Source organism: Pseudomonas sp. BNK-15 (genome assembly GCF_047456105.1).
Taxonomy (GTDB): Bacteria; Pseudomonadota; Gammaproteobacteria; order Pseudomonadales; family Pseudomonadaceae; genus Aquipseudomonas; species Aquipseudomonas putida_E.
In genome coordinates this window covers 4,560,220-4,584,997 of sequence record NZ_CP179898.1, presented here as the reverse complement: position 1 = coordinate 4,584,997, position 24,778 = coordinate 4,560,220, and the positions used below count along the sequence as shown (strand labels likewise).

Sequence of the window (24,778 nt, the reverse complement as noted above, 5' to 3'; positions counted from 1 at the left end):
TTTCTTATTGTGCCGGCGCCGTTGCCGGCGGTGCGTCGTCGGTAACCCGCAGAATCCCCCACAGCCCCGAGGTATTGCCGTAGGCGGCGTAGTCTCGGAACAGATAGTCGCCCGGCACCGCGTTGGCGCCCCCGGCGCTGGGCAACATGAAGCTGAAGTGCGCGGCGGGCAGCACGCTCTCCTGGGCACCGATGTACATCGACATCGGGTTGTAGCCAAAGCGCACCGACCCGATCCCAGGCTGCTTCATCGGGTAGCCATCGAGGTCGTTTTTCTCGGCCTGGTAGGCATGCAGTGGCCACAGGTGCCCGTCAAGCTGGTAGGTGATGCCACGGCTGCCGCCACTGGGCATCACCACATGGTTGCGCACGGGCTGACCGGGTTTGGCATACAGCACCGGGGTTTGCGGGTCGCTGCCCACCAGGGCATTGCTGTAGGCCATGTGCGCGTTGGGTACATCCGCGAAGCCAAAGCCATCGGCACGGCCAAACGGAGCGTCCGGTGCCAGGCCGAAGCGCAACCACAGCGGCTCGGTCTTGTAGTTGATGGCCATGTTGCCGTTGTCTTTGGGGTCACCTGGCACACCGTTGCCTTCGGTGGCGATACCCTCCACCGGGCGGCCGTCGGCCCAACGCATGTTCAGCGCACGCTGCCAGACGGTGACGAAGTCGCGGTAGTCCGGCTGGCCACTGACCTTGACCGTGGCCTGGGCCCGGCTGGCCGCGTCCTCGGTGAAGGTCGCGGTCTGCGGCAGGATGCTCATGGCGCCCACCAGGCCTTTCTGCGGTTGCTTGATGACATCCGCCGGGGTGAGGTTGAGGGCGCCGAACTCGATTGCCGTGGTGCGGATGTTGTCCACCGTGCGGCCCAGTTGCAGCACCGGCTTGCCTTCGCGTTCCAGGTGCCCGGCATAGTACTGGTACACCCTGGTCGGGTAGGCACCACTGTTACCGCTGCGCGGCGGTACGGTCTGCTCCGGGTTGAGGCCGACGTTGACGCCATCGGACTTGGTGATGTCATAGGCCAGCAGCTGTGCGTGCAGGCCAACGTGGCTGGAGGGCCGGATCAGGTTGTTGTTGAAGGCGGTAGCGCCTTCGCTGTCATTGCGGTCGCGCTTGACCACGTTCTGCATCACCGCCGTGCTGGGCAGGTCCGGCATCACCAGCGGCAGGCGGTTCTCCAGGGTGATGCTGATGCAGTCGCCGGCATTGGCGCGCAGCACCAGAGGCTCGACCGGCACCCCGGCCTTGAGCTTGCCGGTGTTGGTGTCCAGGTCGGCCTTGCGCACATACAGCACGGCGGTCGGGTCGTGCAGTGGCGCGCTGTGCCCGCCCACGGTGAAGGTGGTGCCATCCTCCTCGTCGGTCACCGTCACCTGCGGGATGCTGGTGGTACGGCTGTTGAACACCAGGGTGCCGCCATTGGCCTTCAGCGGGCCGCCGACGTGCTGGCCGATACCGGCCGGGTCGTTGATGCTGACACCGTTGCGGTTTTCGAGGATGTCGTTGGCCAGCGCGGCGACGATTTCGTAGTTGCGCTTGACCGTTGGCCGGCTGCCGACGCCGCTGGGGTTGGCCGTGGTTCTCGGGCAGATGCCATCGAAGTTGATGGTGTTGCGCATGGCCACCGGCTGCGGGTTGTTCGGCAGCGCGAACAGGTCGGCACGTTGCGCGGTGTAGTTGCGCATGACGCCCCAGATGCCGTTCCAGTAGCCTTCCAGCGCTGCGTCCAGCGAATACAGGTAGTCGCCATTGGTGGCTGCGGAGCTGGAGATCATCGACACCGGCGCCAGGAAGCCCAGCTGCTCGGATATGCCGATCATCTGCGAGGCCTTCCACCCCGAGTTGGAGCTGCTGCCGTAGCCGGTGCCGTTCTGCAGCCATTTGACGCCGTGCATCGTGACGTTGTGCTCCTCCTCATAGCCGCCAGCGTGCATGCGCAAGCGCACGTTGTCGCCAGAGTAGGTGCGCAGCATCGGGGTGAACGGGTCGCCTGGCTCGCTGCCTGCCGTGTTGATGTGCGGCGGGAACAAGGTGGTGCCACCCGTAGGGCCGACCGCAGAGTTGATCGCCGAGGGGGCCAGGTTCATGGCTGGGATGGCACGGTCGGTACGGCTCTGCAGGGCATAGCCCAGGTCGCCCCCGAGGCCGTCGGCCTGCATGCCGCGTTTGCCGTCCGGCGCTACCTTGTTCGGGTCGAACACGCGCAAGGCCAACGGCTCGTTGCGGTAGTTGACGACGAACATGCCCGGGTCATCCACCGAGATCGCCTGTGGGCATGGCCGGGTCGGGCAACCAGGGTTGAGGCCACCGCGCGATTCGACGATCGACTCCAGCAGGTTCGAAGCCTTCTGCCGCACGGGCGGGTTGATGGCGTAGCGGAAGCTGTCGGCCGTGGCTGGGTAGGCCTGGGCGTTGGGCACACCATCGGGGCCGGCGCCCACATACACGCCCGCTTCATAGGCATGCTGGAAGTCGCTGTACTCAAGGAAGAACTCGCGATAGCTGTCGTTCTTGCCATCACCGTCGTTGTCGCCGGTACTGATCACCGCCTGCCACGAGGTCGGGCCACCGTCCTGGCGCAGTGCGGGGTTGTACAGCTGCTCGCCGGTTTCGGCGTGGTGCCAGGTGGAGCCGGCAGGCTCGGCCAGCACAGTGGCATACAGGCCCAACTGCTGGTGGGTCGATGGGCCGAAGTGGTCATGGGTGAAGATGGTGCCCAGGCCGCGGTCGACGTTGTGCACGTTGATCAGCGGGTCGGCGAACCAGCGCTGCATGGCTGTGCGCGCCCCCACCCAGTCGGCCCGGCCAAAGCGGCCGAAGTACGGGTGCAGCTTGGCCGTCGGGCAGGCGGCAGTGCCGTCGCGGCTGTCGCCCTGTGAACAGCCATTGAACGCACGGATGGCGTTCACGCGTTCCACCACGCTGCCGGGCGAGAGCACACCGTCCTCGTAGTTCCAGCCGTTGGCCGAACCGTCGGCTGCGGTCAGGTCCCACTTGGGCAGGTGGATGTGCTGGCCGATCACATCGGTCGGTGTACGCACCTGGTAGTCGTCCATTTCATAGAACGCCGGGATCAGGTTGGTCTGCTGGTACATGGTGCAGTCGAAGGTGTTCATGCGCATCACCAGCGGCTCTGGCGGGCGCTGCTTGGTGATCACCGGCCAGGCGTCTTCCCACAGCGCAAGGATGCGCGCCTGCGGGAAGTGATAGCCGACCTTGTTGTACACCGCGTCGAACTGGATGTTGGCCGCCTTGTAGATGCGAGGGCGGTCGGCGGTGAAGGTGGAGGCGCCACGGAAGTTGATGCCGCCCAGGCTCTCGCCGCTGAAGTATTCGCCCGTGGACGAGGCCTGGGTAAGGCGTTTGCCGCGGTCATCCATGCAGGGTTCGAAGAAGGGGGCACCGGCGGTTGGCAGTGCACCATTGGTGCGAAATGCCTTGGCCACCGGTTGGCTGCCAGGGATCAGGGCAAAGCTTGGGTGCTCGGCCTTGGCGTGGAACTGCATGGCGGCCTGCTCGACGTCGGTGCCCTCCTCGGGCAGGTAGATCGGCTTGGCCTTTTCTACCACCTTGGAGAAATCCAGCTTGGTGGTGGTGGTCACGGCTTCACCCCCAGCGGACATACCATCGAGCGCATGACGGCCCAGGCCGCCGTCCCAACCGTCGACCTGGTTGCCATCGAGGTTGGCCCACAGTGCTGCGCCGCTGTCCTTGAGCTGGCGCGCCATGGCCGGGTCGAGCATGTCCAGCGGCGGGGTCGGCGGACGCTGGCCGACACTGCTTTCCATGCCGCCGATCCAGAAGGGGTAACCTGGGTTTTTCAGGGTGCCGTCAGCGTTGCGGTTGGTTTCGCTGCGGTCGACCAGTGCCAGCGAGCCTACAGCCTTGGCTGCGCCTGGCGCGTCGCTGTGATCGTCATCGCCATGCTCTTCGTCTTCGTGATCATCGTCATCTTCGGCGATCAGTTCTTGAGCCAGTTTCGGCACGACCACGACCTTGCCCGGCATCGGCGCCATGGCTTTGCCTGGCAGCGGCACGATTGCCGGGATCGGCGTACCTGCAATGATTTCGCCGTCCGGCAGCGCACGTGCGCCGGCCGCCGGCTTGCCGCTGCGCAAGGCGAACGGCGTGTCATGGAAGCCGCCCTCCCCCTGCCCGCTGACTTCCAGGCGGGTACCCTCCTCGAACACATCGTGCACCCGCCACATGGCCCACATGCCTTGGGCGAAGTGCGGATAGAAGTGGCAATGGTAAATGGCATCACCCGCCACACGGTTACGGTTGCCCGAGCCGCCGTTGGCGATCTCGTAGGTGTACCCCACACCTGGGCCTATGCCCTGGGCGTCGATGTAGTCGGAGTTGTCGTCATTGGGGTTGAACAGCCACTGGTGGCCGTGCAGGTGGAAAATGTGTTGCTCATGGCCGTTGTGGGTGTTGCGGAACTTGGTGAAGTCGCCAATGTAGCTGTGGTGCACGTTGGCAGGCTCCGACGGGTACAGGGCCATGCTGGCCTTGACGCCAATGGCGTTTGCCGGTGGGGTTTCGCCTGGGCGAATGTGTTCCAGGCCGATGTTGGCCGGCACATCCACCAGGGTGCCGATATCACCCACGGTGTGCGCGCTGAGGAAGAACTCTTCATAGGCGCAGGACAGGCAATCATGCATCGGCCCGACCCCCAGGCGGTTTGCCACGACTTCCGCGCCCATGCCCCCCGAGCCGTAGTTGATCATGAACGCGTCGCGCGCAGGCTCCAGCACATGCCCCATCACCGGGTCGGCCCAGTAGCCGGGGAAGGCCTGGGTGGCCGCCACTTCATCAGCGAACTGGGAGGCGAAATCGCGGAACGCTTCCAAGCGGTTGGGCAAGGCCGGGTTGCGCTTGTTGATGCTTTCCAGTGGGTAGGTGGAACGCGGGAAGCTGCCGTCCGGGTTGGGCCCCATGACAATGGCGTCGGTTTCACTGCTGAGGATTTCGTTGCCGTCGACCATCGCGATGATCGGCTTGCCGGCCTTGCCTTCGGCTATCCACGGCTCAACCTGTGGGTAGCGGGCCTCGTAGTCGACCACGGGCTGGCCGGTGGCGGCACGGCCGGTACTGGCCAGGCGCATTTCCTCTTCGGTCAGGGTGTTTCGATAGGTGCGCCCACCTTTGGGCACCACCACCACCTGGCCGAACAGGCCATTGGCGACGTTGCCGGCGTTACCTTGGCCGCCGAACGTGGCACCCTGGCTGGTGGCGGCGAAGGCACCTTCGCGCTCGGCGTAGAGGGTGTAGCTGCGGGTAGCGCCCGGGGCGATCAGGAAGTTGCCATTGCGGCCGGTGTTGGCGGCAATGTCGCCGATGCTGTTGACGGCCTGAAGGCCGTTGACCTGAAAGCCGACGTGGCGATCAGTGACCTGCTCGTCGGCGACGAAGTGCTCGCCCCCGTCATTCTCCACTTCTGCAGCTTCTTCGGCTTCTTCGGCTTCATCGCCTTCTTCGGCTTCTTCTCCCTCTACACCTTCGAACTCGTTCTCATCATGGTCGATACCGTGTTTGTTGGGATTGGCCTGATAAGCCAACAGGTTGGTCAGGTTGACCGTCAGGCAATCACCGACGGCAACCCGCAGCACGATGGGACGTGGGCGTTTGTCCGGGCGCAGGGTCACCTTGCCCAGCACTGCGGCGCCCCCCTTGCTCAAGGGTACCAAGTGCTCGTCCACCACATCCTGACGCAGGGCGAACATCATGCCGTTGGCGTTTTGCGCGCCAAGGCGGTTGAACATCAGGGGCTGGTCCAGGGCGATCACGTTGGCCACCAAGGTGCGCTGGCATTGCACAGCCGCCTCGCTGGTCGCTGTCCAGCCCAGCAGGGCCAGTACAAGTGATGTGAGGACGGGGCCTTTGTTGGGGGTCGACATGCTGCACCTCCGGGACACAGGAACTGTGCAAGAGGGTCAGCAAGGTGTATGCCAGAAGCAAATATCCTTTTTATTCAATGGCTTGGACGATCAATCGAACCGGATTGGGGTGGATTCCCCGCTGCGCCCCCCACATCAGGGGATGGTATTCGTTGTCATTGCGGGGGGTGTGGGTCACCAGAAAATGGGGTACTCATGGTTTGCCGCAGGGGTGGGTAAACGACCTGTAAACAGGCCCCATAAAAAGTTGAACGTCCGCACTCAGTTGCTTTCCACATGCTGATCGACGTCAACTTCCAGGAGCCCCGCAACGATGAAGATGCCCGGCCGTGCCCCCAACGCCAACGTGCAACTGGACTATGTGCGCGACACGCTGTTCGGCCCGATTGCCATGAGCGTTGAATGCCAGTGCCAACTCGCTGCACTGAACGTGCAGGGGCGCCCTGCCCTGCGCCTGCACATCTGCCCGCCGCTTCCGGACAAAGTCGAGCGGGCGCACAGCGTGGCCTTCGTGTGGGATGGCCGCAGTTACCATGGTGTGGTCCGTGACCAAGGCAAGTGTGGTGATGGCGGGCTGAACCTGCTGCTGGAGCTGCAATGAGCCGATCAACGACGGCGAGGTGGGCTGACGGCAGAATATGGCGCCCGGCCAGCTTCGGCTGACCGGTGCCCCTGGGTGGTCAGGCGATCGCCTTCAGCGACGCTGGCTGGCTGTCACGCAGCGCATGCAACTGGTCAACCAGTTTCACCACGTCACGGCAACTGTTCAGGTTCTGCAATGGAACGCCTGTAAGCGTCACACCCTGCTCCATGTTTGGCCCCTGACCCAAGCGAATGGTCAGGCTTGTGCCATCCAGGCAACTCACTTCACAAAGATCAGGCAGGCAGGCCTGTTCGATCAGTTGGCGCATTTCCAGCATCGAAACACCTATCAACGACATGTTAAGACCCTCTCTTGAGTGGATGGCCTGTTTATCGGAGTACGCCTTTGGCAGGCAGGGTGCCAATTGATAATACCCATGCCCGGGCGGCCGTCCATGCGCCGGGGCAATTGATGATGCGCAAGATCAACTAGCACCTTAGTGGAAGAACCGGCAAGCCCTCTTACCGTTCGATCCAATCGAGGCACTTCACGACAGGCGGTCAGCGCTGGCGACCGCGGGGCGGGTAGCGCATAAACAGTGCCAATGACGTCGAGCGCCCCCGCCCATGTGATCGTTGCTCAGCCTTTGAGGTGCTCCAGTACCTGTTGCGCCGCCGCGGCCGGATCCTCCTGCATGAAGCAGTGACCTCCGGCGACCTGACGAGCCTGGACCCTGGGGTTGATCGCGGCCAGCCGCTGCACCGAATGTGGCACGAAAGGATAGGTCTGTTCGCCATACAACACACAGGTCGGAACCTGGATGGCGGCGAGATGCGCCCACATGCGCGCAGGGAAGGAGCTGAAAATTTCCACTTCACGGCTGGGCCGGCACTTGAGCACCACGCCCTCACCGCAATCGCCGATTGCGTGTTCGATGTAGGCCTGCAGCGCTGCATCGCTCCAGCCCTTGAAGATGCCCCGCCCCTGCAGCGAAGCCGTTGCCGCTTCGCGGTCGGGCCAATGGCTGCGGCGGTTGGCGGCCTTGCGCGCCAGGGCATGCCGGCGGTGCAGGCCCACCAGCGCAGCAGCCCCCATGACCCCGATCATGCGCCGGCTGAACAATACCGGGTCAAGCAATACGGCGCGCTCGAACAACCCAGGCCTGCTGGCCAGGATCAGCCCGGTGAGCACGCCACCAAAACTGTGCCCCAGTGCATAGCGAGGTACGTCGCCATACTCGCCACGGCCCGCTTCGAACGCCTCCACTGCCAACTCAGCCGTGCGGTTCCAGCCCCGGAACACCCCGCCATGGTCACTGTCGCCGTGCCCCTGAACATCACTGAGCCACAGGTCGAACTGCTCGCCGAGGCGCGCCAGCATCGGCTGGTAGGCCAGGCAGCAAAAGCCATTGCCGTGCAAAAAATGCAGCAGCGGCTTGCCGCTGGCCGGCGAGCGCCAGCCGCGCAGGGTGAAACCTTCGGAGCATTGGTGAGACCAGGGGATCAACTGCATGGGTTTGCCGTACTCGACGCGTTACGAAAACGCCGATTCTACAAACAGCAGCGGGTAAAGCGATATCACCAGCAGCAAGGCCATCAGGACATTGAACAGCATCAGCCAGCGCGGTTTCTGCAGCAGGTTGCGCAGCGCACTGCCAAACATCACCCACACGCCGACGCTGGGCAGGTTGACCAGGGCGAACACGGCCGCGATGACGATCACGTTCAGCACATAGCCCTGGGCCGGTGTGTAGGTGGTGATCGCCCCTACCGCCATCACCCACGCTTTGGGGTTGACCCACTGGAACGCTGCTGCCCCCCAGAAGCCCAGCGGCTTGCGGGCATTGGACGAATCGGCGCTCAACGGGCCGGAGGTGGCGATCTTCCAGGCCAGGTAGAGCAAATAGGCAGCGCCCACGTAACGCAGCACGGTGTACAACGCAGGCCAGGCCTTGAACACCTCGCCAAGGCCCAGGCCAACGGCCAGGACCAGGACCATGAAACCGATGCTGATGCCCAGGGCGTGAGGGATGGAGCGACGCACGCCAAAGTTCACCCCTGATGCCAACAGCATGGTGTTGTTGGGGCCTGGGGTTATCGAGGAAACGAAGGCAAACAGCATAAAGGCCATCAGCAGGTCGAAAGAGGCGAGCATGGCAGGCATTCCAGAATCGTTATTAGTGCTGTCACACTACGGCAGTCGCCTTCCGCACAACCGGTACAGTTACATTAAATTACGCAGATACACATGACTGTATCGATACGACGCACTGCTTTCCAAGGAAGCCCAGCATGAGCCTTATCATTCGCCCCGCAGTACGCGCTGACGCCGCACAGATCCTTGCATTCATCACCGAACTGGCCGAGTACGAGCGTGCGCGCCATGAAGTGATCGCCACCCTTGCCGATATCGAGCACAGCCTGTTCGATGAAGGCAGTACGGTCCACAGCCTGATCTGCGAACGCGATGGCCAGGCAGTGGGGTTTGCCGTGTATTTCTACAGCTATTCGACGTGGCTGGGGCGCAACGGTATTTACCTGGAAGACCTGTACATCACGCCTGAGCAGCGCGGTGGCGGCGCGGGCCGCGACCTGCTGCGGCATATTGCCCGCGAAGCCGTAGAGAACCGCTGCGGGCGGTTGGAATGGAGTGTGCTGGACTGGAATGAACCGGCGATCGGGTTCTACAAATCGCTGGGGGCCGAGCCGCAGGATGAGTGGGTGCGGTACCGGCTGGATGGGGACAGGCTGCTGCAGTTTGCCCGCGGTTGATCGGTAACCTGTGTGGGCTTGCCGCGATGCAGACGCTGCGGTGCAGGGCACCGGCTTTGCCGGTGATCGCCGGCAAGCCGGCTCCTACAGGTACCCCGCTGCTCTCAAGCTCAGCGCTAACCCAGTGGGAGCCGGCCGTCACGCGCCGCTGCGCACACGATGCATCACCACCCCCACCAGCACCACATTGACCAGCGCCAACAGGCACAAGGTCACCAGCACCCCCATCGCGCCAAAGTGCTCGAACAGGTAGCCCCCCACCACCGGCGTCAACGCTTGGCCGATCAGCGACGGCCGCGACATGCGCCCCATCAACAGCACGTATTGCGCGGGCGGCATCATCGCCAAGGGCAACAGCCCGCGCACGATCGCCCGCAAGCCATTACCACAACCGAACACCAGCAGGCCCACGGCCGTGGCCGCCGGCACCAGTGTCACCAGCAGCAGACCGACCAGCACCAGGCTGACCCAAGCCAAGGCCGTCCAGATCGGATGGCGCTGGCCGGCCAGAATCTGCAACACCCTGGAGGCCACCTGGCTGGGACCGAGCATCGCCGCCAGGCCAATTGCCACCGGCAGCGAGTGCCCAAGGCCCTGGAGCACGGCTACCAGTTGCACGGCAATTGCCGTCATGATGATCGCGCCAATAGCGAACATGCTGGTCAACAGCAGGTAAAGCTGGCGGTCGACCCCGGTCGCGGTGCCTTGATCCTGTGCCTTGCGTACCTCAACCCGCCCTCCGGCCGGCAACACGCGCCAATACAGAGGCGCCACCACCAACAGCAACACGAGCGCATAGCAGCCGCAAGTGGTGCGCCAGCCCAGGTGTTCGATGGCCAAGGCCACGGTCGGCCAAGACAGGGTCGAGGCGAAACCGGCGATCAGGGTGATACCCGTAATGGCTTTGCCCGCACCCTCGCCATACAACCCGCCAAGGGTGGCGAACAGTGCCTCGTACAGCCCCATCGCCATGCCGACCCCGATCACCACCCAAGCCAGCAAAAACAGCCCCAGGCCCTGGCTGGCTGCCATGATCAGCAAGCCCACCGCAACCACGGCGCCACTGGCTGCCATCTGCGGACGGCCACCGTAGCGTGCAACAAGGCGGCTGGACAGCGGGGCAAACAGCGCCGAGACCATCAAACTCAGCGATAGCGCACCGTACACCCACTGGCTGGGCCAGCCAGTGTCGCGGCTGATCGGCTCGGCCATCACCGCCATGAGGAAGAACGAACCGCCCCAGACCAGGATTTGCAGTATGCCCAGGCAGACGATGCCGAGGGGCCCGGGGAGTTGAGGGGAGCTGTTCACTATCGGGCCTTGGGTCACATGCGCGGGAGGATCAAAGCTGGCACCCTACCATGCCCGCCATCGATGAAATATCCCGACATATCATTGGGCGTGATAATAACCTTCGCTGCGTTCGATTCGTGCGTCACGCGCAAGGCACTCACACTCCGCCCACTACTAATACTTTGGCGGAGTTCTCCATGGACCACTCACTCAAACCCTTGCGCTTCCCCCTCGCTGCCCTGGCAGTGGTGGTGCTCAGCGCTTGTGGCCGCACCCCAGATGCCGTGCAGGCTCCCGCCGCGCCCAAGGTCACCGTCGCCAAGGTGATCGAGCAGCCGATCAACGAATGGGACGAATTCACTGGCCGCCTCGAGGCCCCGGAAACCGTCGAAGTGCGCCCGCGCGTGTCCGGCCAGATCGACCTGGTGGGCTTCACCGAAGGCGCCCAGGTCAAGAAAGGCGACCTGCTGTTCCAGATCGATCCACGCCCGTTCCAGGCTGAAGTGCGCCGCCTCGAAGCCCAGTTGCAACAGGCCAAGGCCACCGCCATCCGCAGCGCCAATGAAGCTCGCCGTGGCGAGCGTCTGCGTGACAGCAACGCCATCTCCGCCGAGCTTGCCGAGTCGCGCAGCAGCGCTGCCGCCGAGGCCCGCGCCGGGGTCGATGCGATCCAGGCCGAGCTTGACCTGGCCCGCCTGAACCTCAGCTTCACCCGCGTCACCGCGCCGATCAGCGGCCGTGTCAGCCGCGCCCAGTACACCGCCGGCAACATCGTCACTGCCGATGTCACGCCACTGACCAGCGTGGTCTCCACCGACAAGGTCTATGCCTACTTCGATACCGACGAGCGCGTGTACCTCAAGTACACCCAGCTGGCGCGTGAAGGCCAGCGCGGCCAGGCCACCCCGGTCTACCTGGGCCTGACCAACGAAACCGGCAACCCGCATCTGGGCCACATGAACTTCGTCGACAACCAGGTCAACCCGCGCACCGGCACCATCCGTGGCCGCGCCGTGTTCGACAACCGCGACGGCCAGTTCACCCCTGGCCTGTATGCCCGCCTGAAACTGGTGGGCAGCGCCCAGTACGACGCGGTACTGATCAACGATGAAGCCGTGGGCACTGACCTTGGCAAGAAGTTCGTACTGGTCATGGACAAGGACAACAAGGCGACCTACCGCACCGTGGAACTGGGGCCCAAGCTCGAAGGCCTGCGCATCGTACGCAGCGGCCTGGGCAAGGATGACCGCATCGTGGTCAAGGGCCTGCAGCGGGTACGCCCTGGCTCGCCAGTCACCCCGCAAGAAACGCCCATGGCCAGCGAGCAGACCCTCGCCGCCCTCGCCCAGCAGCGCCAGGCTCTGGAAGCCAGCAACCCGGCGCCGAAGGTTGCCGGCACCCATGCAAAAGTCGCCGGCGCCCAAGCGCCGCGCGGTTAAGGGACAACACCGATGAACTTTTCGAAATTCTTCATTACCCGGCCGATCTTCGCCGCGGTGCTGTCGCTGGTGCTGCTGATCGCGGGTTCCATCTCGCTGTTCCAGTTGCCGATCAGTGAATACCCGGAAGTGGTGCCGCCTACCGTGGTGGTGCGCGCCAACTTCCCGGGTGCCAACCCCAAGGTGATCGGCGAAACCGTCGCCGCACCGCTGGAGCAGGCCATCACCGGTGTCGAGAACATGTTGTACATGTCCTCGCAATCCACTGCCGATGGCAAGCTCACCCTGACCATCACCTTCGCCCTGGGCACCGACCTGGACAACGCGCAGGTGCAGGTACAGAACCGTGTCACGCGCACCCAGCCCAAGCTGCCGGAAGAAGTGACCCGTATCGGTATCACCGTCGACAAGGCTTCGCCCGACCTGACCATGGTGGTGCACCTGACTTCGCCGGACAACCGCTACGACATGCTCTACCTGTCCAACTACGCCATCCTCAACATCAAGGATGAACTGGCGCGCCTGGGCGGCGTGGGCGATGTGCAACTGTTCGGCATGGGCGACTACTCGCTGCGGGTGTGGCTCGACCCGAACAAGACCGCTTCGCGCAACCTGACCGCCGGTGACGTGGTCGCGGCCATCCGCGAACAGAACCGCCAGGTTGCCGCGGGCCAGCTGGGTGCACCGCCCGCCCCCGGTTCGACCAGCTTCCAGCTGTCGATCAACACCCAGGGCCGGCTGGTGAACGAGGAAGAGTTCGAGAACATCATCATCCGCGCCGGTGCCGATGGCGAAATCACTCGCCTGAAGGACATCGCCCGGGTCGAGCTGGGCTCCAGCCAGTACGCCCTGCGCTCGCTGCTGAACAACCAGCCGGCGGTGGCCATTCCGATCTTCCAGCGCCCGGGCTCAAATGCCATCGAGATCTCCGACGAAGTACGGGCGAAGATGGCCGAGCTGAAGAAAGATTTCCCTGAAGGCATGGACTACAGCATCGTCTATGACCCGACCATCTTCGTGCGTGGCTCCATCGAAGCGGTGGTGCACACCCTGTTCGAAGCGCTGGTGCTGGTGGTGCTGGTGGTGATCCTGTTCCTGCAGACCTGGCGCGCCTCGATCATCCCGCTGCTGGCTGTACCGGTGTCGCTGATCGGGACCTTCGCGGTGATGCACCTGTTCGGCTTCTCGCTCAACGCCCTGTCGCTGTTCGGGCTGGTATTGGCCATCGGTATCGTGGTGGACGACGCCATCGTCGTGGTGGAAAACGTCGAACGCAACATCGGGCTGGGCCTCAAACCGCTGGAGGCCACGCAAAAGGCAATGGGCGAAGTGACCGGGCCGATCATCGCCACCGCCCTGGTGCTGTGCGCAGTGTTCGTGCCCGCCGCGTTCATCTCCGGGCTTACCGGGCAGTTCTACAAACAGTTCGCCCTGACCATCGCCATCTCGACGGTGATTTCGGCGTTCAACTCGCTGACCCTGTCGCCGGCCCTGGCCGCCGTGCTGCTCAAGGACCACCACGCACCTAAGGATCGCTTCTCGCGGCTGCTGGAAAAACTGCTGGGCAGCTGGCTGTTCGCCCCGTTCAACCGCTTCTTCGACCGCGCCAGCCACAGTTACGTCGGTGGCGTGCGCCGGGTCATCCGCTCCAGCGGCATCGCCCTGTTCGTCTATGCCGGTCTGATGGGCCTGACCTACCTGGGTTTCTCGTCCACCCCGACCGGTTTCGTGCCAGCGCAGGACAAGCAGTACCTGGTGGCGTTCGCCCAGTTGCCTGACGCCGCCAGCCTCGACCGCACCGAGGCGGTGATCAAGCGCATGAGCGAAATCGCCCTGAAGCAACCCGGCGTGGCCGACTCGGTAGCCTTCCCGGGCCTGTCGATCAACGGTTTCACCAACAGCCCCAACAGCGGCATCGTGTTCACCCCGCTCAAGCCGTTCGATGAGCGCAAGGACCCGAGCCAGTCGGCAGCGGCCATCGCTGCGGCGTTGAACGCCCAGTTCGCCGACATCCAGGATGCCTACATCGCGATCTTCCCCCCACCGCCAGTACAAGGCCTGGGCACCATCGGCGGCTTCCGCCTGCAGATCGAAGACCGTGGCAACCTGGGCTACGAAGCGCTGTACAAGGAAACCCAGAACATCATCGCCAAGAGCCACAACGTGCCGGAGCTGGCTGGCCTGTTCACCAGTTACCAGGTGAACGTGCCGCAGGTCGATGCGGCCATCGACCGGGAAAAGGCCAAGACCCACGGCGTGGCGATCACCGACATCTTCGACACCCTGCAGGTTTACCTGGGCTCGCTGTACACCAACGACTTCAACCGCTTCGGCCGCACCTACCAGGTCAACGTCCAGGCTGAGCAGCAGTTCCGCCTCGATGCCGAGCAGATCGGCCAGTTGAAGGTGCGCAACAACCTGGGCGAGATGATCCCGCTGGCGACCTTCCTGAAGGTCAGCGACACCTCCGGGCCTGATCGCGTGATGCACTACAACGGCTTCATCACTGCGGAAATCAACGGCGCGGCTGCCCCGGGCTACAGTTCCGGCCAGGCCGAAGCGGCCATCGAGAAACTGCTGAACGAGGAACTGCCCAACGGCATGACCTTCGAGTGGACCGACCTGACCTACCAGCAGATCCTCTCCGGCAACACCGCGCTGCTGGTGTTCCCGCTGTGCGTGCTGCTGGCCTTCCTGGTGCTGGCAGCCCAATACGAAAGCTGGAGCCTGCCGCTGGCGGTGATCCTGATCGTGCCGATGACCTTGCTGTCGGCGATTACCGGAGTGATCGTCTCCGGTGGCGACAACAACATCTTCACCCAGATCGGTTTGATCGTACTGGTGGGCCTGGCGTGCAAGAACGCCATCCTGATCGTCGAGTTCGCCAAGGACGAGCAAGCCAAGGGCCTCGACCCGCTGGCTGCGGTGCTGGAAGCCTGCCGCCTGCGCCTGCGGCCGATCCTGATGACCTCGATTGCGTTCATCATGGGCGTGGTGCCGCTAGTGTTCTCCTCCGGTGCCGGCTCGGAAATGCGCCATGCGATGGGCGTCGCGGTGTTCTCGGGGATGATCGGCGTGACCGTGTTCGGCCTGTTCCTGACACCGGTGTTCTTCTTCCTGATTCGCCGTTTCGTCGAACGTCGCCAGGCCCGCAAGGCCGAACGCGTTCAATCGCTGGAGAACCACGCATGAAGCTGCTCAAACCCCTGACCCCGAGCCTGCTGGCCCTGGCCCTGGCGGCCTGCGCGGTAGGCCCGGACTACAAAGCGCCGGACACTGAGCCTGCGCGTTTGGCCAGCGACGTGCAGGCCAAGGCCTTCGACCGTAGCCGCTTCGAAAGCGTGTGGTGGAAGCAGTTCGATGACCCGGTACTCAACCAGTTGGTGCAGGCTTCGCTGGACGGCAACCGCGACCTGCGCGTGGCCTTTGCACGGCTCAAGTCGGCGCGGGCGATCCGCGATGATGCCGCCAATGACCAGTTGCCGGTGGTCACCAGCCGCGCCAGCAGTGAGATCGGCAAGGGCCAGGTACCCGGCCAGACCGATCAACGGGTCAACAGCGAGCGTTACGACCTGGGCCTGGACATGGCCTGGGAGCTCGACCTGTTCGGCCGTATCCAGCGCCAGATCGAGGCCAGCGACGCTCAGGCAGCGGCCGCCCAGGCCGACCTGCAACAGCTGCAGGTCAGCCTGATCGCCGAACTGGTCGATGCCTATGGCCAACTGCGGGGTGCACAACTGCGCGAGAAGATCGCCGTGGCCAACCTCAAGACCCAGCAGGAGTCGCGCAGCATCACGGTGACCCTGCGCGACGCCGGGGTCGGCAACGAGCTCGATGTGGTGCGCGCCGACGCCCGCCTGGCCGGGGTCGAAGCCACCGTGCCACAACTGCAGGCCGAGCAGGCACGGGCTCGCCACCGGATTGCCACCCTGCTCGGCCAGCGCCCGGATGCCCTGAGCGTGGACCTCTCGCCCAAGGCCTTGCCGGCTATCGCCAAGGCCCTGCCGGTGGGCGATCCGGGGGAGCTGCTGCGCCGCCGCCCGGATATCCGTAGTGCCGAGCGCCAACTGGCCGCCGCCACCGCCAATGTGGGCGTGGCGACTGCCGACCTGTTCCCGCGGGTGAGCCTGAGCGGCTTTTTAGGCTTTACCGCCGCGCGCGGTTCGCAGATCGGTTCGTCGGCAGCCAACGCCTGGGGGCTGGGGCCAAGCATCACTTGGGCTGCGTTCGATCTGGGCAGCGTGCGGGCCCGACTGCGCGGTGCCAAAGCCGATGCCGAAGGGGCCTTGGCCAACTATGAGCAACAGGTACTGCTGGCCTTGGAAGAGTCGGCCAACGCCTTCAGCGACTATGACAAGACCCAGCAGCGGCTGCTGTCGCTGATGCGCCAGAGCGAGGCCAGCCGCAAGGCGGCTGACCTGGCTTCGGTGCGTTACCGCGAAGGTACGGTGGATTATCTGGTGCTGCTCGATGCCGAGCGTGAGCGGCTGAGCGCCGAAGATGCACAGGCGCAGGGCGAGGTTGACCTGTATCGCGGCATTGTCTCGATCTACAAGGCGCTGGGCGGCGGCTGGCAGCCGGACTCGGTGGCCAGCGTGCGCTGATTTCCCACTTTTTAAACGACTCCTTTGGTTGGCTCCTCCCCCAACCGTTTGCCCCGCTGGCCTTGGCTTGCGGGGCTTTTTTTGGTTTGTTTACAGGTCGCTGATGGTGCGGCCGGGCGCATGCCTTGATTGCTGTGCTGCCCTTGCAGCCCACGCCAATCTGCCCCAAGCTTCCACTTCCCCTGCCATGGCCCCCTCCGATGCCCACACGCCACCGCTACCTGATCGCTGCTTTACTGCTGATTCTGGTATCAGTCGGCATCGCCTACCTGCGCCGCGATACCCCGCCAGCACAACCGACACTACCCCCGCACAGCTACGCCAAAGCCCTGCGCCAGGCGCATGAAGGCCAACCGGGCGCTGCGCGGGTGCTCTACCAGCAACTGCAACGCAACGACCTGGCGCCGATCCGCCGCGCAGCCCTGTACGCAGAGCTGCCCAACTACCCCTCGCCACAAGCGCTGAAACTGGCCCGCATGGACCTGGAAAACGATGAGCCCTTGGTCCGTCGCGCGGCCATCGCCAGCATCCGCCGCCTGCTGCCCGCCGCACAACGCAGCCTGGTTCTTGGCCCCCTGCTCGATGATGACGAGCAAAGCGTACGCTTTGCCGCCGTCGATGCCTTGCTTGGCCTGGACCCCGACGCCATTGGTCTGTACTTCGGCCCACTGCAGGCGGCACTGGAGCAATACCAGCAAACGCTGGAAAAACAACCTGAGGATGCGGCGGCCCAGGTGCACCTGGCACGCCTGTATCTGCATGAGAATGACTACACCGAGGCCGCAGCCGCCCTGCACCGCAGCCTTGCATCAAATCCGGACAACCTCGACGCCCTGGCGACCCAGGTACGCTTGCTCGAACGTCAAGGCCATCACGACCAGTCCCGGCAGGTACTGGCCCAGGCACTGGCGCTGCGACCGGATTCGGCCTTCCTGCAACACGAACTGGGGCGCTGGCTGATCCGCCATGGCCAGCGCGAATTCGCCCTGCTCGCGTTGTCCCGCGCGGTCGAGCTGGAGCCGGACAATGCCGACTATCGCTATAACCTGGCAGTGACCCTGCACGACCTGGAACAGTCCGATGCAGCGCAAAAGCAGCTTGAAACCCTGCTCAGCCGGCAACCGGCCAACCGGCGGGCACGGGTGTTGCTGATTCGATACTGGAAAGAAACAGGTCAATTGCAGAACGTTCAGGTGCTGCTTGCCGAACTGGAGCGGCAAAACCCGGATGACCCATTTCTGCAGCAAGGACTTTAGATACGTTGAACCCTGGGGGTTTGCCTGCGGTCCAGTGGGTAACGGACCACTCACGGCTTGGCCAGGCATGGCAGCCCTTAAGGAGAATCACATTGGCCAGCTCGCTGTCGCTGGACGAACGTGCCTTGATTCTGGCACCCAGGCAACTTGCCACGCACACCTCGACGTTTCTGACGAGCGCTGGCATCGATTGCGTGTGTTCGCGCGACATCACCCATCTGCGGGACGGGCTGGACAGAGGCGCAGGCTTGCTGGTCGTCGACGAACACACGCTCAACAGCAGCCAAAATGAACTGCTGCAGGCTTTTATCGACCAGCAACCGCCCTGGTCGGACCTCCCCATCGTGCTGCTCACGCAAACCCCACAAGCCTCAGCCAGCCCCTGTACGCCCGCCGACCATCCACTGGGTAACCTGACACTGCTGGCTATTCCGTTCGAAGATGAACAGTTGCTTGAACTGATCAAGTTGGCGCTGCGTCAGCGTCGCCGGCAATACCTGGCTCGCGACCAGTTAGTCGATCTGCAGCAACGCCTGGATGGACACAGCGAGGCACAGCACAGCACCGAGCAGGCTATGCACCAGACCCGCAAGATGGACGCCATCGGGCAATTGGCCGGGGGGGTGGCTCACGATTTCAATAATCTGCTGACCAGTATCGGGGGGAGCTTCGAACTGATCGACAGGCGGTTGAAACAAGGCAGCACCAAGGGGCTGGAAGGCCTGCTCAGCAGGGGGCAGGAAGCCGTTTCGCGTGCAGCGCGCCTCACCCATCGGCTGTTGGCGTTTTCGTCCCGACAATCGCTGCACAGCCGTCGCATCGACTTACGGGCGCTGCTGCAGCCACAACGGCTGGAGGCCGTACTGCAGCATGGCGTATTACTGCAACTGCAAATACCTGAACACACCTGGCCAGTGGCCGGCGACGACACACAATTGCAAGAAGCCGTGGACAACCTGCTGCTCAATGCCTGCGAAGCCATGCCCAACGGTGGCAAGGTGCGTGTAGAAGCCAGCAATCGAGAGGTAGCAGCGACGCAGTTCGCCGATGGCAGCCTGGCGGTGGGCGACTATACGTGCCTGAGCGTCACTGACGAAGGCCAAGGCATGTCGCAGAGCACGCTCGAACATGCCTTCGAGCCGTTCTTCAGCACCAAGCCGGTGGGCCAAGGTATCGGCCTGGGCCTTTCGATGGTCTACGGCTTCAGCAAACAGTCCCAGGGGCATGTGGTACTGCATAGCCAGATAGGCCAAGGTACCCGCGTGGACCTTTACCTGCCGCGCCACCTGGAGCAGGAGCAAACCCAGGTGCAAGCAGCCCCACCACGTTCACAGGGTGGCGGCCGCACGGTACTGGTGGTCGAGGATGATCCGGATGTGCGCCAGTTGTTGTGCCAGACCCTGCAGGAGCAGGGTTTCCCGTGTTGCAGTGCCTGCAATGCCAGTGAGGCCCTGCAGGTATTGCGCTCATCCAAGGCAATCGACCTGCTGGTCAGTGACGTTGGCCTGCCGGGGATGAACGGGCGGCAACTGGCAGAGATCGCCCGTACCTTGCACCCTCACCTGCCCATATTGTTCATCACTGGCTACACCGAAACGGCAATGGCCCGGGAGGGTTTTCTCGGCGCCGGCATGCAACTGATGTGCAAACCATTCGAACTGGCGCAATTTCATGCCCGAGTAATGCAGATTCTCGGTGAGACCTGACGGGCTCAGTCGTCCAGCAACAGCAGTGCCTGGTTGGCCAAGGTCGACAATTCAAAGGGTTTGATCAGCAGCGCCGTGCCTGGCACTTGCAACAGGCCAGGTTCCAGCGGTTGATCGGTATAGCCGGTGATGAACAGCATCTTCTGGCAAGGGTTGACCGTACGCATGACCTTGGCCAATTGCTGCCCACTGAAGCCTTCAGGTAGCCCGATGTCGGTGATGACCAGATCGTACGGGCCATCGTGACGAAAGCGCTCCATCGCGGTATTGGCGTCGGCCACATCACTCACCGTAAAACCTCGCTCGCGCAGATACTCGCCCATGACCGTGCGCAGGTTATGCTCGTCGTCGATCAACAACACACGCCGCCCACTGGCCAGGGAAACCTGGGGCATCGCCGCAGCAGGCGTTTGCGGTATCGCTTCCAGGCATCGGGGGAAGAGCATGCAGACCTTTGTGCCTTGGCCCGGTGACGACTCGATCCATACGTAACCGCCAGATTGGCCGACGAAGCCATGCACCATCGCCAGCCCCATCCCTGAGCCGCGCCCAGTGGGCTTGGTGGTAAAAAATGGCTCGAAGGCCTTGGCCACATCCTTGGCCGGCATGCCATGGCCATCGTCCATGATCTGCAAGCCAAGATAGTCACCTGGCGCCAGACCGCCCTCTTCAGGGAAGGCCGAGGCCAGCCTGGTGTTGATCGTGCGAATCGCAACGTTGCCGCGGCCCAGGCAGGCTTCTCGCGCATTGGCGCACAGGTTGATCAGGCTGCTTTCCAATTGGCCGACATCCAGACACACGGTCCATGGGTCGACATCCAGTTCCCAGGACAAACTCATTTCAGTGCCAACTGCATGGCGCAACATCGGTTCCATGGCAGCCAGGTGGCGGTTCATGTCCAGCGGTGCCGGGGCCAAAGGCTGATGGCGGGAGAAAACCAACAGGCGGTGGGTCAGGTTCATGGCCCGCTGCACCGAGTCGCGCGCCAACGCCACGTAACTGTCAATACGCTCCATGCGCCCCTGGCTCAAACGCCGCTGCAACAATTCAAGGCTGCCGCCAATACCCGACAACAGGTTGTTCATCTCATGGGCCATGCCCCCGGCCAGGTGACCGACCACCTCCAGCCTCTGGGTGTTGCGCAGCAGGACCTGAGACTGACGCATGGCCGCTTCACGGTCGCCTGTAATGTCTCGCCCAACGGCAGTCAGCACCGAGCCGTCGAAGCTGCCACTCCAGTGGAACCAGCGGTAATGCCCGTCGACATGGCGCACACGTGTTTCGAGCTCTGCAGGCCCTCTGTCGTTGACGAAATCGATTGCAGCCGCTTCAACTTCTTCCCTGTCGGCCGGATGAACCAGTTCCAGGATCGACATGCCCCGCACCTCAACCTCGCTCCACCCCAGGGCGCGATGCCAGGCCGGGTTGGCTGCCAGCATCTTCAGGTCCAGGCTCACGGTGATCATGGCATCGCGCGACAGGCGCCACATGTAGTCGCGGTCAGCCATGTATCGCGCTATCTGACGCTCGAATGTCTGCGCCTGCTCGCGCCACTTGCCATGTGCAGCCACACCGGCGGAGCTCTGGATCACGGTGTGAAGCATACCTACAACTTCATGGTGCTCGTCACGAATTGGCGCATAACTGAAGACGTACCACGCCTGCCCCCCCGTCTTTGCGCACTTGATCTCATAAGGCTGATCATCGACAAAACTGGTACCACCCTGCAGTGCCTTGAACACCCATGGACCGATATCGTCCCAAACGTCGCTCCACAACGAATCGAAGCGCCTGCCCAGTGCCTGATCCAGGCCACCCAGCAGCGCCACATAGGAATCGTTGTGAACAACGGTCATATTGGGCCCCCAGACCACTGCGCTGGGGAATGAGGAAAGGAGCATCATATCGATCGCAATGCGCAACGAAGGCTCCCAGTGCGGCAAAGGCCCAAGGTCCGTATGCCGCCAGTCGAACTGCACGATCCTCTCCCTCATGCCACCAGCCGACTCTTTTGTAGGGGTCAGTAACACGCCGTTCGGCGAGGGATCGTAAGGTGTGCTGTTAGCGACCAAGGTGATGGTTCCACTGTTGCTCAAGACTGACGAAGTGATCCTGCATCATCGGCTCCCCGGTTAACTGCTGCAATAGGCCTTTGGCACCACGCCTGCACTCTGGCACCCAAGAGCGGGCAGTGCAAACAACATCGGCCAGCGCAGGAAGCAGCACAAGGCCACTCCCCATACGCTTGCCCGCAAACGCCAGCTATGCTCTATAGGCTTTGCGTGCCATGAGCTGACTTCCCGTTTGATTACAGGCAGGAGTTTAGTAATGAGCAAGAAAATTCTGGTGGTGCTGACCAATACCGCCAAATATCCGACCCTGAGCAGGGCAACCGGTTTATGGCTGGGTGAAGCCGTGCATTTTGTCGATGTGGTTCAGCAGGCAGGTTTTACGGTCGACTACGTCAGCCCCGGCGGCGGCTACGTGCCAATCGATCCGCACAGCCTGCAGATGGCCCCCGAGTTGGATTGGAGCTATTACAACGACAAGGCCTTCATGAACCGGCTGGGCGCCTCGCTAAGCCCCGGCCAGGTCACAGCAGACGAATACTGTGCCATCTATTACACCGGTGGCCATGGCGTTATGTGGGACTTCCCTGACAACCCGCAATTGCAGGAGCTGGCGCGCAAGATATACGAAAAGAATGGCGTTGTGGCCGCTGTCTGCCACGGGGTGGCAGGCCTGCTGAACATCAAGCTCAGCGATAACAAGTTGCTGCTCAAGGACAGCCAGGTCACCGGTTTTTCCAATACTGAAGAAAAGCTTGCCGAACTCGAGGAGGTGGTGCCGTTTCTCACCGAGAACGAACTGGGAGCACGAGGGGGTATTTACAGCAAGCATGATGATCCCTGGAAGCCTTTTGTAGTCTGTGACGGCCGCCTGATCACGGGACAAAACCCCGCCTCTACGCGTTTACTGGCAGAGAAGGTAATTCAGACGCTCAATGGGTAATCCTTCTTACGTCTCGACAATGCAAATCCTCAGTCAGACACGGTTGCGGATTACAGTAGGGGCACCCCTGAATACATAGGCTCTTCGGTCAACTGTCCATCCCGGACAACTCGGATCAGGAGGGCTGCAGTCCCATGTCAAAATTCAGGGTTCTCGGTCGCAGCATGATGGCGCTGCTGCTGACACTGGCGATCAGTTTGATACCTGTTGCGTCAGGCTTGATGGTGATGGTCTATCAGCATGACAACAAGCTCAAAGAGACGGCTCGCGTATCGTTGAAGGAAGCCATCTTTTCCATTGATATGTCCCTTAACCGCTTGCACGACGCTGCTTTGGTGGCAATGCCGCTGGCTGGCAGCGCTTGCGAGACAGCCAAGGCGCACCTGTTGAAACAGGTTCAAGACGTCCGTTACCTGCGAGCGCTGGCATTGACCACCGATGCCCGTATCTACTGTGACACCCTGGTTCCTCCCCGTGCGAAAAACAGGTTTGCGACTGGCTCCGAGGCACCGGTACAACTGATCTTCGATTCTCCTGCAGCGCCCAATGCAGTGCTTGTCGCCTACCAGCTTCGCCGCGAAAATCTGGGTGTGATAGCGTCAACCTACGGCATGGAGCTGCGCAACGAACTGCGTGCATTTCAAACCGGGCTGGTGTTGCTGCTGGAGTTCCAAGATTTTTACATCTGGGCAGATGGCGACAGCCGAGACCCTGCCCGCCCCTCTCAATCCGAGTTCTTCATGAGCGGGAAATCGGACAAGTACGGCTACACCGTGAAGGTCGGCTATCCCGACGGCTTTGCCGCTGATGAAAGGCGCCAGATGCTGATGCAGATCCTGCCGTCACTTGCGTTGATCGGCATCATCACAGGTTCGATCTTCTACTGGGGGCTGTTCAGGCAATGGGGTAAGCGTGACTGTACCGCCGCCCGAAAAGCATGACGGCGGTACACTTCACTTATTGAACGTCGAGCACGCCTCGGCGAACCTGGTCGCGTTCGATCGACTCGAACAGCGCCTTGAAGTTGCCTTCGCCAAAGCCGTCATCGCCTTTGCGCTGGATGAACTCGAAGAATACCGGCCCGAGCAGGGTTTCAGAGAAAATCTGCAGCAGCAGGCGCTTGTCGCCTGCCTCGGAAGCGCCGTCCAGGAGAATGCCGCGAGCCTGCAATTGGTCGACCGGTTCACCGTGCCCTGGCAGGCGCTCTTCGAGCATTTCGTAATAGGTCTGCGGCGGCGCAGTCATGAAGCGCATGCCGTAGCCCTTGAGCGCATCCCAGGTCTTGAGCAGGTCATCGGTGAGGAAGGCCACATGCTGGATGCCCTCACCGTTGAACTGCATCAGGAATTCTTCGATCTGCCCCGCCCCTTTGGACGATTCTTCATTGAGCGGGATGCGGATCATGCCATCCGGAGCGGTCATGGCCTTGGAGGTCAGGCCGGTGTACTCGCCCTTGATGTCGAAGTAACGAATCTCTCGGAAGTTGAAGAGTTTTTCGTAGAAGCCGGCCCAGTAAGCCATACGGCCGCGATACACGTTGTGGGTCAGGTGATCGATGATCTTCAGGCCTGCGCCCGCCGGGTGGCGGTCGACGCCTTCGATGAAGTTGAAATCGATGTCGTAGATCGAGCTGCCTTCTTCGAAGCGGTCGATCAGGTACAGCGGAGCGCCGCCGATGCCCTTGATCGCCGGCAGGCGCAGTTCCATCGGGCCGGTTTCGATCTCGACTGGCTGGGCGCCCAACTCCAGGGCACGGGCATAGGCTTCATGAGCGTTGCGTACCCGGAACGCCATACCGCACACCGACGGACCATGCTCGGCTGCAAAGTAGGAGGCGATGCTTTTCGGCTCGTTATTGAGAATAAGGTTGATGCCACCTTGACGATAAAGGTGCACGTCCTTGGAGCGGTGTGTCGCCACCTTGGTGAAACCGAGCATCTGGAACACCGGCTCCAGAACGCCAGGGGTTGGCGAAGCCAGTTCAATGAATTCAAAGCCCATCAGGCCCATAGGATTGTCGAAGATATCAGCCATGTTCGTGTCCTCATCTGCAGCGAAAATTATTGAGTGCGTGGGATGTGGTACGAAAATGGCGGCGAGCAGGGGATGCCGCGCACGCTTCTGGCGAGGAAGTCACCAATGATCAGCTTGAACCCTTGGTTTGTCATATAGTCCCATTCTCGGTGGGGTTGATCCTTCAATGAAGAAAGAC

General features: G+C 62.6%; 16 protein-coding genes. 9 read left to right on the top strand and 7 right to left on the bottom strand.

All coding sequences use genetic code 11. The features are described from left to right. Nucleotides 1–4 precede the first annotated feature (4 nt). Nucleotides 5–5,902 (bottom strand): manganese-oxidizing multicopper oxidase MnxG, encoded by a 5,898-nt coding sequence (gene mnxG, locus ACMGF5_RS20955; RefSeq protein ID WP_414157152.1) that lies wholly within the window; start codon nucleotides 5,900–5,902, stop codon nucleotides 5–7. A gap of 313 nt (nucleotides 5,903–6,215) precedes the next feature. On the opposite strand from mnxG, the gene ACMGF5_RS20950 reads away from it, so the two are divergent. After that, nucleotides 6,216–6,503, top strand: a complete 288-nt coding sequence (locus ACMGF5_RS20950) for a hypothetical protein (RefSeq protein ID WP_046787671.1) — start codon at nucleotides 6,216–6,218, stop codon at nucleotides 6,501–6,503. A 79-nt stretch (nucleotides 6,504–6,582) separates the two neighbouring features. On the opposite strand, the gene ACMGF5_RS20945 is transcribed toward ACMGF5_RS20950, so the two are convergent. From ACMGF5_RS20945 to ACMGF5_RS20935, 3 genes are all read right to left on the bottom strand, one after another. Then, nucleotides 6,583–6,843 (bottom strand): DUF1652 domain-containing protein, encoded by a 261-nt coding sequence (locus tag ACMGF5_RS20945; RefSeq protein ID WP_046787672.1) that lies wholly within the window; start codon nucleotides 6,841–6,843, stop codon nucleotides 6,583–6,585. A gap of 281 nt (nucleotides 6,844–7,124) precedes the next feature. After that, nucleotides 7,125–7,997, bottom strand: a complete 873-nt coding sequence (locus tag ACMGF5_RS20940) for an alpha/beta fold hydrolase (RefSeq protein ID WP_414157151.1) — start codon at nucleotides 7,995–7,997, stop codon at nucleotides 7,125–7,127. 21 nt (nucleotides 7,998–8,018) lie between these two features. Continuing rightward, nucleotides 8,019–8,648 (bottom strand): LysE family translocator, encoded by a 630-nt coding sequence (locus tag ACMGF5_RS20935; RefSeq protein WP_187306330.1) that lies wholly within the window; start codon nucleotides 8,646–8,648, stop codon nucleotides 8,019–8,021. A gap of 128 nt (nucleotides 8,649–8,776) precedes the next feature. Between ACMGF5_RS20935 and ACMGF5_RS20930 the strand changes: the two genes are divergently transcribed. Beyond that, nucleotides 8,777–9,256, top strand: coding sequence for a GNAT family N-acetyltransferase (locus tag ACMGF5_RS20930; protein WP_115274999.1), 480 nt, complete (start codon nucleotides 8,777–8,779; stop codon nucleotides 9,254–9,256). Nucleotides 9,257–9,394: 138 nt separating this feature from the next. Here the strand turns inward: ACMGF5_RS20930 and ACMGF5_RS20925 are convergent, their stop codons facing one another. Continuing rightward, nucleotides 9,395–10,516, bottom strand: a complete 1,122-nt coding sequence (locus tag ACMGF5_RS20925; protein WP_187306346.1) for an MFS transporter — start codon at nucleotides 10,514–10,516, stop codon at nucleotides 9,395–9,397. 230 nt (nucleotides 10,517–10,746) lie between these two features. Here ACMGF5_RS20925 and mexE point away from each other — a divergent pair, with 230 nt between their 5' ends. The 5 genes from mexE to ACMGF5_RS20900 all read left to right on the top strand — a co-directional run bounded on the left by mexE (nucleotide 10,747) and on the right by ACMGF5_RS20900 (nucleotide 19,554). Beyond that, nucleotides 10,747–11,988, top strand: a complete 1,242-nt coding sequence (gene mexE / locus ACMGF5_RS20920) for a multidrug efflux RND transporter periplasmic adaptor subunit MexE (protein WP_115275000.1) — start codon at nucleotides 10,747–10,749, stop codon at nucleotides 11,986–11,988. A 12-nt stretch (nucleotides 11,989–12,000) separates the two neighbouring features. Continuing rightward, the gene (locus ACMGF5_RS20915; RefSeq protein ID WP_012314307.1) at nucleotides 12,001–15,180 is read left to right on the top strand and encodes an efflux RND transporter permease subunit; all 3,180 of its coding nucleotides are present in this window, start codon (nucleotides 12,001–12,003) and stop codon (nucleotides 15,178–15,180) included. Next, on the top strand, nucleotides 15,177–16,592 hold the full coding sequence (locus tag ACMGF5_RS20910) for an efflux transporter outer membrane subunit (protein ID WP_115275002.1): 1,416 nt from the start codon (nucleotides 15,177–15,179) through the stop codon (nucleotides 16,590–16,592). Before ACMGF5_RS20915 ends, ACMGF5_RS20910 begins: the two co-directional genes overlap by 4 nt. Before the next feature lie 200 nt (nucleotides 16,593–16,792). Then, nucleotides 16,793–17,848: a tetratricopeptide repeat protein gene (locus ACMGF5_RS20905; RefSeq protein ID WP_115275003.1), complete on the top strand. Its 1,056-nt coding sequence runs from the start codon at nucleotides 16,793–16,795 to the stop codon at nucleotides 17,846–17,848. 92 nt (nucleotides 17,849–17,940) lie between these two features. Further along, the gene (locus ACMGF5_RS20900; protein WP_119688950.1) at nucleotides 17,941–19,554 is read left to right on the top strand and encodes a response regulator; all 1,614 of its coding nucleotides are present in this window, start codon (nucleotides 17,941–17,943) and stop codon (nucleotides 19,552–19,554) included. A gap of 5 nt (nucleotides 19,555–19,559) precedes the next feature. On the opposite strand, the gene ACMGF5_RS20895 is transcribed toward ACMGF5_RS20900, so the two are convergent. Next, entirely contained in the window at nucleotides 19,560–21,548 is a 1,989-nt protein-coding gene (locus tag ACMGF5_RS20895; protein ID WP_115275005.1) for an ATP-binding protein, read from the bottom strand. A gap of 334 nt (nucleotides 21,549–21,882) precedes the next feature. Here ACMGF5_RS20895 and ACMGF5_RS20890 point away from each other — a divergent pair, with 334 nt between their 5' ends. Together ACMGF5_RS20890 and ACMGF5_RS20885 are read left to right on the top strand one after the other, a co-directional pair. Continuing rightward, on the top strand, nucleotides 21,883–22,566 hold the full coding sequence (locus ACMGF5_RS20890) for a type 1 glutamine amidotransferase domain-containing protein (protein ID WP_115275006.1): 684 nt from the start codon (nucleotides 21,883–21,885) through the stop codon (nucleotides 22,564–22,566). Nucleotides 22,567–22,700: 134 nt separating this feature from the next. Next, nucleotides 22,701–23,507 (top strand): CSS-motif domain-containing protein, encoded by an 807-nt coding sequence (locus ACMGF5_RS20885; protein ID WP_115275007.1) that lies wholly within the window; start codon nucleotides 22,701–22,703, stop codon nucleotides 23,505–23,507. A gap of 16 nt (nucleotides 23,508–23,523) precedes the next feature. Here the strand turns inward: ACMGF5_RS20885 and hppD are convergent, their stop codons facing one another. Beyond that, on the bottom strand, nucleotides 23,524–24,600 hold the full coding sequence (gene hppD / locus ACMGF5_RS20880) for a 4-hydroxyphenylpyruvate dioxygenase (RefSeq protein ID WP_046787683.1): 1,077 nt from the start codon (nucleotides 24,598–24,600) through the stop codon (nucleotides 23,524–23,526). Nucleotides 24,601–24,778 lie beyond the last annotated feature (178 nt).

Excerpts from the sequence above, each read along its gene's own strand:
- mnxG (WP_414157152.1), bottom strand. The coding sequence starts at position 5,902 with ATGTCGACCCCCAACAAAGGCCCCGTCCTCACATCACTTGTACTGGCC.
- ACMGF5_RS20950 (WP_046787671.1), top strand. The coding sequence starts at position 6,216 with ATGAAGATGCCCGGCCGTGCCCCCAACGCCAACGTGCAACTGGACTAT.
- ACMGF5_RS20945 (WP_046787672.1), bottom strand. The coding sequence starts at position 6,843 with ATGTCGTTGATAGGTGTTTCGATGCTGGAAATGCGCCAACTGATCGAA.
- ACMGF5_RS20940 (WP_414157151.1), bottom strand. The coding sequence starts at position 7,997 with ATGCAGTTGATCCCCTGGTCTCACCAATGCTCCGAAGGTTTCACCCTG.
- ACMGF5_RS20935 (WP_187306330.1), bottom strand. The coding sequence starts at position 8,648 with ATGCCTGCCATGCTCGCCTCTTTCGACCTGCTGATGGCCTTTATGCTG.
- ACMGF5_RS20930 (WP_115274999.1), top strand. The coding sequence starts at position 8,777 with ATGAGCCTTATCATTCGCCCCGCAGTACGCGCTGACGCCGCACAGATC.
- mexE (WP_115275000.1), top strand. The coding sequence starts at position 10,747 with ATGGACCACTCACTCAAACCCTTGCGCTTCCCCCTCGCTGCCCTGGCA.
- ACMGF5_RS20915 (WP_012314307.1), top strand. The coding sequence starts at position 12,001 with ATGAACTTTTCGAAATTCTTCATTACCCGGCCGATCTTCGCCGCGGTG.
- ACMGF5_RS20910 (WP_115275002.1), top strand. The coding sequence starts at position 15,177 with ATGAAGCTGCTCAAACCCCTGACCCCGAGCCTGCTGGCCCTGGCCCTG.
- ACMGF5_RS20905 (WP_115275003.1), top strand. The coding sequence starts at position 16,793 with ATGCCCACACGCCACCGCTACCTGATCGCTGCTTTACTGCTGATTCTG.
- ACMGF5_RS20895 (WP_115275005.1), bottom strand. The coding sequence starts at position 21,548 with ATGAGGGAGAGGATCGTGCAGTTCGACTGGCGGCATACGGACCTTGGG.
- ACMGF5_RS20890 (WP_115275006.1), top strand. The coding sequence starts at position 21,883 with ATGAGCAAGAAAATTCTGGTGGTGCTGACCAATACCGCCAAATATCCG.
- ACMGF5_RS20885 (WP_115275007.1), top strand. The coding sequence starts at position 22,701 with ATGTCAAAATTCAGGGTTCTCGGTCGCAGCATGATGGCGCTGCTGCTG.
- hppD (WP_046787683.1), bottom strand. The coding sequence starts at position 24,600 with ATGGCTGATATCTTCGACAATCCTATGGGCCTGATGGGCTTTGAATTC.